8 protein-coding genes are annotated in these 11,260 nt (G+C 45.6%); 6 read left to right on the top strand and 2 right to left on the bottom strand.

Annotation, left to right across the window (positions count from 1 at the left end; all coding sequences use genetic code 11):
- The first annotated feature begins 287 nt into the window (after positions 1-287).
- The 5 genes from INR79_RS19195 (at position 288) to INR79_RS19215 (ending at position 7,318) form a co-directional block, all read left to right on the top strand.
- The gene (locus INR79_RS19195) at positions 288-1,082 is read left to right on the top strand and encodes an AraC family transcriptional regulator (RefSeq protein WP_223098879.1); all 795 of its coding nucleotides are present in this window, start codon (positions 288-290) and stop codon (positions 1,080-1,082) included.
- A 296-nt stretch (positions 1,083-1,378) separates the two neighbouring features.
- A complete protein-coding gene (putA, locus tag INR79_RS19200; protein WP_223098882.1) occupies positions 1,379-4,501 on the top strand; it encodes a bifunctional proline dehydrogenase/L-glutamate gamma-semialdehyde dehydrogenase PutA in 3,123 nt (1,040 codons plus the stop codon).
- Between the two features lie 11 nt (positions 4,502-4,512).
- Entirely contained in the window at positions 4,513-5,211 is a 699-nt protein-coding gene (locus tag INR79_RS19205) for a 1-pyrroline-5-carboxylate dehydrogenase (RefSeq protein ID WP_004404610.1), read from the top strand.
- Between the two features lie 89 nt (positions 5,212-5,300).
- Positions 5,301-6,788 (top strand): sodium/proline symporter PutP, encoded by a 1,488-nt coding sequence (putP, locus tag INR79_RS19210; protein WP_223100229.1) that lies wholly within the window; start codon positions 5,301-5,303, stop codon positions 6,786-6,788.
- Positions 6,789-7,084: 296 nt separating this feature from the next.
- Positions 7,085-7,318: a hypothetical protein gene (locus INR79_RS19215; protein ID WP_223098886.1), complete on the top strand. Its 234-nt coding sequence runs from the start codon at positions 7,085-7,087 to the stop codon at positions 7,316-7,318.
- Between the two features lie 33 nt (positions 7,319-7,351).
- Here INR79_RS19215 and INR79_RS19220 read toward each other — a convergent pair whose 3' ends face one another.
- The gene (locus INR79_RS19220) at positions 7,352-8,992 is read right to left on the bottom strand and encodes a GGDEF domain-containing protein (protein ID WP_022606521.1); all 1,641 of its coding nucleotides are present in this window, start codon (positions 8,990-8,992) and stop codon (positions 7,352-7,354) included.
- Between the two features lie 700 nt (positions 8,993-9,692).
- On the opposite strand from INR79_RS19220, the gene INR79_RS19225 reads away from it, so the two are divergent.
- Positions 9,693-10,178 carry an Lrp/AsnC family transcriptional regulator gene (locus INR79_RS19225; protein WP_223098889.1) on the top strand — a complete coding sequence of 162 codons (486 nt, stop codon included), beginning with the start codon at positions 9,693-9,695 and terminating at the stop codon, positions 10,176-10,178.
- Between the two features lie 66 nt (positions 10,179-10,244).
- On the opposite strand, the gene INR79_RS19230 is transcribed toward INR79_RS19225, so the two are convergent.
- The gene (locus INR79_RS19230) at positions 10,245-10,952 is read right to left on the bottom strand and encodes a DUF445 domain-containing protein (protein ID WP_223098893.1); all 708 of its coding nucleotides are present in this window, start codon (positions 10,950-10,952) and stop codon (positions 10,245-10,247) included.
- Between the last annotated feature and the right edge of the window lie 308 nt (positions 10,953-11,260).

An 11,260-nucleotide genomic window follows, 5' to 3' on the forward strand; every position in this document is an offset into this window, starting at 1 on the left:
AAAGACTCATGTCGTCCAACTTATTGAACTCTAAAAAGTCTAACCCGTCTTTGAGAATTTCACAATTTTCTTAGTTTTGATATAAAAAAATGCGATTAAAGTGGATTGAGCAAGCACTGACCGTAATTTATGTGCACTTGATCATTGTTCCGTGAAATGTAACCTTTTTTGACTCAAGTTAAAGCCCGCGGGTACACTGCATTCTTATGTTGTGTTGGTTGTTGTGATCTTGCTTCCGCTTTCATTCCCACGCAATCAGCGTAAGACTCTGAATTTCCGGTGTTGCCATGAAGTATAACAACATTCACGGTGGTCCAAAGCCAGCCGAACTGATCACTCTTCCAAGTGAAATGAATAACCATGATCATGAATATACCCAGATCGTTATCGGGTTAAATGGTCAGGCAGAATTCGATGTTGCGGGTGTCGGAAATTTCATCGGACCCGGACAGGGTTGTGTGGTTACCGCGTCTTCCCAACACGCATTCGGAGGAATTGGCAAATCAGACATTCTTGTACTGAATATGCCGTTAATGACCGAACACGACCCGCTTATATTGAACAAACTCAATGAGCTTGGAAAGAAAGACATCTATTTCCAGCTCGATAACCAGATACAGCAACTGATTGCAATGCTTGTTACCGAGATGCGCAATAGCCCAGAGGATGAGCTGTTGAGCCGAGCGTGTAATGACACGGTTGTTGCCTTACTTCAGCGCCACCTAAAGTCTTTTCAAGCATTACAGAAAGATGCCCGATTGGATATGGATGCGGTAGACCGATATATTGAACTGCACTTGAGCCACAAAATTTCTGTAGCACAACTGGCTGGCAGTGTGTTTTTAGGCGAAAGTCAGTTTCATATGTTGTTTAAAGAGCAAACGGGCATAACACCTCACCAGTATGTGCTTGGCAAGCGGATTGATACGGCGAAGAATCTGATTGAGCAGGGGAATTTAAGCCTTGGTCACATCGCAGAGCTCACTGGATTTTCGGGTCAAAGTACTTTTACTCACACCTTCTCACGTCTTCAGGGAATATCCCCCTCAGTCTACAAAAAGCGTTTGCTTAACAAGCCTTAATCCCTACTTGTATACCAATTTTTCTTGTTCAACAAAGAGTTAGATAACTGGAAATAGGATGAGAAATCAATTGGCTATGAATGTAACGAAACGTTAAAAATCCACATCGCTAATTGCATAATATTGCATAAACTGTCGCGATTTTCCTGTGATCATGTTTTTACTTTGTTAAAAATCCGACTTTTTGCCAAAAAAGCCGGAGTTTTTGACAAGTATCTCGCTCAAGCTCAAAATACACTGCTACCCATTGTGGATGAACCCGATATTTTGTTCGGGCATGAGATTGAGGAAAACGCATGTTTACAGCAACAGATGTGTTGACGAAAGAGTTCGTTGAGCAGCCGCTTGACCGACTTTGGTCACTGATCTCGCCATTGTATATGGTGGAAGAAACCCAATGGCTAGAGCAATTAATCCCATTAGCTCAGCCTTCTGACGACGAAAAGCGTGCTACAGAAGAAAAAACGACAGCATTGATTAACGCGATTCGTGCAGACAAAGAAGCGGTACAAATGATTGATGCGCTTCTTCTGGAATACAGCTTAGACACTCAGGAAGGCATCTTACTGATGTGTCTGGCAGAAGCCTTGATGCGTATTCCTGACTCGGCGACGGCGGATGCTCTTATTCGCGACAAGCTAAGCGTTGCGGATTGGAAATCTCACCTTAAGAATTCTGACTCTGTGTTTGTTAACGCCTCGACCTGGGGATTGATGTTAACCGGCAAAGTGGTGGGTCTTAAAGATTCGGACAGCAAATCTCCAACTCAGGCAGTTAACAGCCTGGTCAACAAGCTTTCAGAGCCTGTGATTCGTAAAGCCATGCATCAGGCAATGAAAATCATGGGTCACCAGTTTGTCTTGGGTCGCACTATTTCTGAAGCGCAGAAAAACGGTCGCAAGATGCGCGACAAAGGCTACACCTATTCTTTCGATATGTTGGGTGAAGCGGCGCTGACAGAAGCAGACGCAAACAAATATTTCAAAGATTACATCATGGCTATCGAAGCTGTGGGTCGTGACAAATACGGCTTAGAAACCAGCCCAGCGCCATCAGTCTCGATTAAGCTTTCTGCTCTTCATCCACGTTACGAAGTTGCAAACTTTGAACGTGTAATGGATGAAATGTACTCCACTGTTCTCAAGCTGCTTGAACGTGCTCGCGAGCTGGATGTCGCCATTACAATTGACGCTGAAGAGGCTGATCGTCTTGAGCTCTCTCTTCGTCTGTTTGAAAAGCTTTATCGCAGCGAAACGGTAAAAGGCTGGGGTAAGTTTGGTCTGGTTGTTCAGGCATATTCAAAACGCGCGCTTCCGGTGCTGGTTTGGCTCAATGGGTTGGCAAAAGAGCAGGGCGACTTGATCCCACTTCGCTTGGTTAAAGGGGCTTACTGGGACAGTGAAATCAAATGGTCGCAACAGGGCGGTTACGACAACTATCCGGTATACACCCGCAAAGAAGCAACAGATGTTGCTTACCTGGCTTGTGCCCGTTTCCTTCTTAGTGAGGAAGTACGTGGCAACATTTTCCCTCAGTTTGCCAGCCACAACGCTCATACCGTTACGGCTATCGCCGTGATGGCTCAGCATAAAGACTTCGAGTTCCAGCGACTGCATGGCATGGGCGATGCGCTATACGAGCACGCAATGGCGGCTTACGGTCAGTCGGTGCGTATCTATGCGCCAGTGGGTAGCCATAAAGACCTGCTGCCTTACCTGGTTCGTCGCTTGTTAGAAAACGGCGCAAACAGTTCCTTTGTTCACCGTTTGGTGGATGCACGCTGCCCGGTTGAAACCTTAACGCATCACCCGGTTGATTCTTTGCTGGCATTCCCAACTCTGAATAACACCAAGATTCCGCTCCCCGGCGCAATTTTTGAAGATCGCGCAAACTCGATTGGCGTCAACATTGATATTGAAAGCGAAGCCGAAGCCTTCGAAAAGGCAGTGCATTCATTTGATGAGCGCCAGTGGCAGGGTGCCCCGATTATCAATGGTGAAAGCCGTTTCGAAAGCATGATCAAGGATGGCATTCATCCTACCTCTGTGACTGCTCCATACGATCGCACCAAACAAGTCGGACAAATTGCTTTTGCAACCCTTGATCATGTTTCCGAAGCACTAGACGTTGCTGCAGCAAATGTTGAAAGTTGGAAGAGCCAGAGCACACAAGCTCGTGGTGCTTACCTCAACACACTGGCTGACTTAATGGAGCGTGATTTGGCAGAGCTGGTGGCGATTTGTCATCACGAGGCTGGTAAGACGATTCATGACAGCATCGATGAAGTTCGTGAAGCAGTTGATTTCTGTCGTTTCTACGCCAACAACGCCAATGAGCTGACTACACCAACCAGTATTACGGCGTTTGATGGTTCGACCAAGCAAGTGACTCGTGAAGGTCGTGGAGTATTTGTATGTATCAGTCCGTGGAACTTCCCACTGGCGATATTCCTCGGGCAGGTAACAGCCGCACTGGTTGCCGGTAATACGGTTGTTGCAAAACCTGCAGAACAAACCAGCTTGATTGCAGTTAAAGCCATTGAGTTGATGCAAGAAGCGGGGTTCCCAGCAGGTGTGATTCAGCTTCTTCCGGGCATCGGTCGTGAAATTGGTAGTGCCTTGACGTCCCACCCAGCGATTGCAGGTGTGGCATTTACAGGTTCGACAGAAACGGCTCAGCGCATTAATGCGACTCTGGCTAGCCGAGAATCAGCTCCAGTTCCTTTCATTGCTGAAACAGGCGGTCAGAACGCGATGATCGTCGACAGTACAGCCCTGCCAGAGCAGGTCGTCCGTGATGTAATGCGTTCGGCGTTTGCATCCGCGGGTCAGCGTTGCTCTGCATTGCGTGTTCTTTATGTTCAGGAAGACATCGCTGATCGAATCGTTGCGCTGATTCAGGGGGCGATGGCTCAGCTGGATGTTGGTCTGCCATACTTTCACAAAACCGATGTCGGTCCGGTGATCGATGAAACAGCGAAGACGAATTTGCTGGAACACATTGAGAAAATGAGCAGCAGCCAAAAGCTGATCGCTCAGGCTGAACTTTCCCACGCGTGTGCCAACGGAGATTTTGTTGCGCCTTCTGCGTTCGAAATCAGCGATATATCTGTACTGGAAAAAGAAAAGTTTGGTCCGGTTCTGCATATCATTCGTTTCAAAGCTAATCAGCTAGCCGATGTGGTTAAGCAAATCAACGATACAGGTTTTGGTCTAACAATGGGCGTTCATAGCCGCAACGAAACCACTTATCGCTGGATTGAAAAGCATGCACGTGTGGGTAACTGCTACATCAACCGCGATCAGGTTGGTGCTGTGGTAGGGGTTCAGCCATTTGGCGGGCAAGGTCTGTCTGGCACTGGTCCGAAAGCAGGTGGTCCACACTACCTGATCCGATTCACTCAAGCCGTTTACGCATAAGGAGAACCGATATGGTACATCAAGTCACTTGTTTTTCAGATGCCTACTCTGCATGGGAAAACTGGAATCTGACCAGCTACGAACAACGCAGTGCTGCGGTTCTGTCACTCAAGCAGGAACTGGCGCAAACCGAACTGGGTCTTGAGCCAGTGTTTCGCTATCACCTTGAGCAAGGTGAAGCGTTACTGGCAAATAGCCAGCTAATGCCAGGACCCACTGGTGAAACGAATGAGCTTTACACCGCTGGTCGTGGAGTGAGTTTGTTGATTCAGGACGAAGCATCGCAAGGTGCTCGTCAAGCCATTGTGGCACAGTTGGTTTGCGCGCTGTTAGCGGGCAATACAGTGGTGCTGAGCTCTGATGATGACGCCCTGACTCAGGCGATAAGTCAGGCTGTGTCTTCGGCAACATTGCCAGCCAATATTTTGCAAACTATACCGAGAGAATCTGCGCAGGAAATCTTAGAGAGCGATGTTCGCTCACTGGGTTATGCCGGTTCTCCACAACAGGAAATTCTTTTGAACAGAAGTCTTTCCGAGCGAAGCGGTGCCATCGTTTCGTTCATTAGTGAAACGGATCTTGTCGGTTTACCGACGTCCTTGGATCCCTTCCTTGTTCTGCGCTTCGTGACTGAGCGAACGCGCACCATCAACATTACGGCAGTAGGCGGAAACGCGACCTTGCTTGAGCTGGGTAACGACGGTCACTAGCCAATCTCATGCCGACCCTTTTCTGGTGATCAGTTCATTCAGAGAAGGGTCACATGGAAGAAAAACAATAAAACGAGGAGTTTTATATGATCGAGAATAGCTTTGCTATTACCGGTACCTTTATTGCGTATCTTATTTTGATGCTTGCAATCGGTGTTATCGCTTATAAGCGTACGTCCAGTTCCAGTGATTACTTCCTGGGAGGCCGTTCGCTTGGTCCTTGGCCTGCGGCTCTGTCTGCTGGCGCTTCAGATATGAGTGGCTGGCTGCTGCTTGGCTTACCAGGCTATGCTTATGCTGCGGGTATTGAAGCGTTCTGGCTTGCTGGTGGCTTACTGGTGGGTACCTGGGCAAACTGGCTGATTAATGCCAAGCGCCTTCGCACGTACAGTATTACGACTGACGCTCTGACGCTACCTGAGTTCCTGTCACGTCGTTTTCATGACAATTCCAAACTGATTCAGACAATCTCTGCTTTCTTTATCCTTTTGTTCTTCCTTTTCTATACCAGCTCTGGCTTGGTTGCGGGCGGAAAACTGTTTGAAACGGTCTTTGGATTGAATTACACCACAGCGGTGATAATAGGAACCGTTTGTGTGGTTTCCTACACACTATTCGGTGGTTTCCTTGCGGTATCCTGGACGGATCTGGTGCAAGGTCTGCTGATGGCAGCGGCACTGATGATCGTTCCAATTGCAGCAATGAATGGTGGATTTAGTCAACTGGTTACTGATCTGGAAACCATTAACCCAGAGTTGCTAACACTGTGGAATGACTCAAAAGGTGAACCACTGACTGCTATAGCAATCATCTCTCTGGTTGCATGGGGCTTGGGTTACTTTGGTCAGCCGCACATTCTGGCTCGATTCAAGGCATCCCGAAGCAACAAAGATCTGACAACTGCGCGCCGCATTGCTGTCGTCTGGTCTGGTCTGTCAATGATTGGTGCCATGCTGGTCGGTGTGGTTGGACTGGTGTACCTGAATGGTCAGGGCAGCAACTTAGCGGATGGAGAGAAAATCTTCATGCTTCTTGTGAATGCTATGTTTCATCCAGTGATTGCGGGTATTTTGCTGGCGGCAATTCTTGCAGCCATCATGAGTACAGCTGATTCTCAGTTGCTTGTCTCTTCTTCCGCATTGGCAGAAGATTTCTACAAGCAAGTCTTCAACAAAGATGCGACGCCTGAACAAGTGGTAACGGTAGGTCGTGCTGCGGTCATTCTGCTTTCATTGATTGCATTGTTCCTGGCTATGAACCCAGACAGTTCTGTTCTTGGGTTGGTGTCTTACGCTTGGGCAGGTTTCGGTGCGGCGTTTGGTCCTGCCATCGTTCTTAGCCTGTTCTGGGCAGGCATGAATCGCAATGGTGCGCTTGCAGGTATCCTAGTGGGTGGTATTACTATTGTGGTATGGAAGCAACTGTCTGGCGGTTGGTTTGACGTGTACGAAATCGTACCGGGTATCATCTTCTCAACTATCGCGATTGTAGCGGTGAGCAAGCTAACCGGTGAACCTTCTGATGAAGTAAAAGCTCAGCACGCAGAGTTTGAAAAACAGCTCAAAGAGCTTGATTAACCAAAAATCAGGCAGTTAACGAAAACGCCCTCCATTTTGGAGGGCGTTTTTTATTGTTTGGGCGTGATTAAGGATCTCTGAATATAACCATATCTTATAAAAGGTCATAGTTTTAGATCCTCTATTTCGTTGAATCCAAAGATAATATCTATGACACCACGCACACTGATTGTGTCCGTGTAGTGTTAAGTTCGTTAAATTTGTTAGGTTCGCCACAAATATTAATTTCAAAATTAATAATAGTAGATAGGTTTGGTCTAATAATGACCACCCGAAGAGCGAAAAGGAATCCGGAAATGCCTAAGGTATATTGTGAAGCGTGTGAAAAGAAGACCCACCATAAAGCCATTATGTGCAAAACCACACCACAATGTACAACGCTGTTGGAGAAGGCTAATCAATTGATGTTTCAGGTTTTTAATGGTGAACACTACCATAAAATGGAACAGAGGCTTTACTGTCGAGTATGCAATCACGAGTATCGTGAGCAGCCTGTTACGACAGAGATAAAAGAGACAAGTATTGCGTAAATTGTATTAAAAGCTCAGTGCTGAGGAACATCTTTATGCTTCAGCACAAGTTTTCTTTTTGCTTTTCTCACTGATGTGCGTGCATATTCGATTTCTACCCGAGCGCTTGGCTTCGTAAAGTGCATCGTCAGCTCGGGAAATCAGTTCGTCGATACTTATCCCTAATTCCCACTCTACAACACCAAATGAACAGGTTACGCTAAATACGTTTTCATCTTCTGGATGGAAAGTTTTCATACCAACCTGATCTTTCAATCTGGAAGCAAAGATTTTTGCGCCATCAAGCTTGGTATCTGGCAATAAGATGATGAATTCTTCCCCGCCAAAACGAGCGCATACATCACAGCCGCGAGCCACGGTTCGTATCGTATCGGCAACACCCATGATGACTCTGTCGCCCGTGCTATGACCGTATTGGTCATTTATACCCTTAAACAGGTCGATATCCAGAATCACTAAACAGTAGGGAGTATGAGTCCGGTTGGCACTGTTTGTGGCTTTTTCAAGCAAACTGGCAAACATGCGGCGATTGTAAAGGCTGGTGAGTGGATCGACAGATGCCAGGTGACGAAGCTGTTTTTCTACTTTTCGTCGACCAATCATTTCCTGCTTGAGACGCCGCATAAGCAAAATCAAAATCGTACAAACACCAGTCAGAGAGATAAGCACAAACGATAACCAGAACACCTGTTTCTTTGCATCTGCGATTTGTTCTTTCTCTGCGCGATAAACCAACCCGTCCAGATGGTAGAGGTCATGGGCGAGATTCTCCTGAATCAGAATAGACGCCATTTTCTCAACGCGTGTTTCGTTGATGTAGCCAATATCAACCAGGTTGGATCTTACTAGGTTTGATATGGCTAGCGCTTCATACCTCAGTTCATCCAGACTCTTTTCGCTGTTGTATTTCGCTTTAATGAGTTGAATGATTTCTTCGGGGTTATCGAGAGCATATCGCCAGCCTCTTAAGGTCGCTTCACGGAATTCGTCAACCAGTTCAGGGTTTTCCTCAACCAGAGATTCTCGGGTAAAGATAAAGTCACTGTAAAAATCGACGCCATAAGCTCGTGGGTTGAGAACCGTGAAGTCGATATTCTGTTTTTTCAGTAGATAAGGCTCGTTAGGTAAGTAGGCGTTGAACGCATCCACTCGACCGTTGACCAAATCCTGAATATCAAACGAAGTTTTCTGAATTCGAATGCTAGAAACGTCAACCCCGACACTTGAGAGCATGGAAAGGTATGACGGATACATCTCACCACTGACGGTCATGATGGTTTTGCCTTCAAGATCTTTCGGGCTTCGAATACCTGATGATGACAAAGAAACCAGCACAGAAGGGGAGTACTGAAAGGTCGCAGCAATCGCGACAAGAGGCTCTCCACGAAGACGCTGCAGTACCAGCTCGCCATTCGCTATTCCAAAGTCCAGCGTACCCGCGAGAACTTCATCACTCACGTCGTGATTTGGAGAGCCCTGAACAAGATTGACGTGAAAGCCTTTTTCCGCGTAATAGCCCTGATCTATAGCCGCGTAATAACCAGCAAATTGAAATTGATGAACCCAACGCAAACCGACATTAATGGTTTCTTGCGCTACAACGGTCTCTACCGATCCAGCTGAGCAGATCATGGCAGACAGATAGGTAAAAAAACGGGTCGTCGTAAGGCTCATTCGAAATGACTAATGTGATCTTAATTCAAGAATTCGCCGATTGTAATCTGTTGTATCAATATGAACCATAGTGACCATGCAACTCTGGCTATGAAATTCAGTATTTCCTTAATAACGAAGTTAACTTTGAGAGTGTTATCACGTTTATCTTCGATTTCGATGTAATTTATAAAACGTTTAAGTTGCCAAAGATTTCAAAACTAATTCAGCCTCTTAACCGAACGCTGGCCGTTTTTATCTATTTGCACGTTTCATAAAAATAACCTTATCAATAGTGCAAGATTTTCTCACTATGCAATCTGGTTTTTGCATTTTGCAATTAGGATTCGTACAGAATTGCATATTTGACAGCTTTTTATACAAAATCAGGCGTATTTTCGCTGAAAAAAGTTGGCATCACTTTTGCTTTTATATACGTGACCCTTTTAAAGCCGAGGGTCACCTAGCCAACTGACGTTGTTAGTGAATATTATTTGTTCACACTATCTATCAGCCAATCGCACTTATTGCGGTTGGCTCTTTTTTTATCTGCCCTTCGATAAAACGCTCTCACTCTCCTAGTCACGCTCTAGTAATAAAAACGTCAAAAAGTGATACCGTATGGTGATTTTGGTATCACAAAGTGAAATCCCCTTGGATACCATTAAATTCTCAGTGATACTTGCTGTTAATGGATTGTAATTATTGATAGAGAGTTGTTATGCCGCATTCATCGTTGGATAAAATTGATTTGGAAATACTTCGTATCCTACACCTGAAAGGGCGCATCTCTATGGTAGAGCTTGCGAAGCAAGTGCATCTGACGACATCACCTTGTTCAGACAGAGTGAAACGGTTGGAAAAGGAAGGATACGTTAAAGGCTACCACGCTGAACTTTGCCCGGAGCGTCTCGGGCTGGATGTGCAGGTTTTCATACACATACGTTTAGATCAGACGAGCTTTTCGATATTTGAAAAGTTTGCCAAAGCCGTTGAATTAATGCCTGAAATTGAAGAGTGCTACTCCCTGTCGGGAGATTTTGACACCATGATAAAAGTTCGGGTAAAAGACATGAAAGCCTATCAGGACTTTATGTCGACAAAACTGGGAACCTTGCCTGGTGTGATTCAGACGCGCAGTGAAGTGGTGATTGAAGAACACAAGTCTGGATTTGGTGTCAATCCAGACCTAATTACTATGCTGTAATACAGACTAAGCTGTAATGCGGAACAAAGAGACAAACCCAAGCGAGCCAGCTTGGGTTTTTGCTTTTTATAGGGTAAGAAAGGCGGATGCGACGCCAATCAGACCGCCAAAAACACCGCCCCATACTACCAACCAGCCTAAATGCTGCTTAATCATTTCCTGCACCATTGTCTTGACCAACTGAGGTGTCAGCTCGTTTAAGCGTTGATCGATGATGTTTTCAATGTTTTGTTGAATTTCATCCATCATGCCCGGTTTTTCTATCTCAGCCTTTAGAGCTTGCTTAACAGCGTCGCTTTGGCTTATTTGCACAACGGACTGTTTCATCTTCTCGACAAACGGCTGCTTCAAAGGTTGCAGCGCATCCGTGCCTCCAAACATAGCCAACATGCCACCAAACTGCGAGTTTGCGATGACCTCAACAAGGGAATCAAAGGTTGGTTCAAAATCGATGGACTCGATAACGGGCTGAAGTTCCAGTGCCTGTCCACCAGACATTTCTTTGCTTAGAAAACGGTCAATGTTCTCGTTAGTGAAAAACTCCGCCATCATCAAATGTTTGATTGCAGATTTAAACTCCTCAAATCTCGCTGGAATGACACCAGAACCATAGAGCCCAGGGACCTTTTCAAACAACATATGAACGGCAAGCCAGTTAGTAATAGCGCCTGAAAAAGCAAACATACCTGCATACAACGCGATTTGATTTTCTAGAAAGTAGCCCGCTGCCAACAAGGCAAGAGCTAATACATTAGTGACAAAACTTTTATTCATGATTTTCTTGTCTGATGTAAAAAATTAACGGGATTTTAGCAATAACCAACAAAAAGGGAATGCTTCTATGATGAAAGATAACTTACGAAAAAATGCCATAAATTCAAGGGAAACGCATACTCATTCATCTAAAAGCACGTTATTTGGTTAAGATTTTTTTAGCGATCTCAATCACAGAAAACTTGCCATACTGCACTACGCATGATAATTATTATCATTTCTATTTGTGTGAGTTAAACAGGATGGTTAACTCACATTGCACTGGACAAAGGCTGCGGCACTCTGGAACGAATAAACTTTCATGCTGA

The sequence above is a fragment of the Vibrio sp. SCSIO 43132 genome (assembly GCF_019904195.1).
Taxonomy (GTDB): domain Bacteria; phylum Pseudomonadota; class Gammaproteobacteria; order Enterobacterales; family Vibrionaceae; genus Vibrio; species Vibrio nigripulchritudo.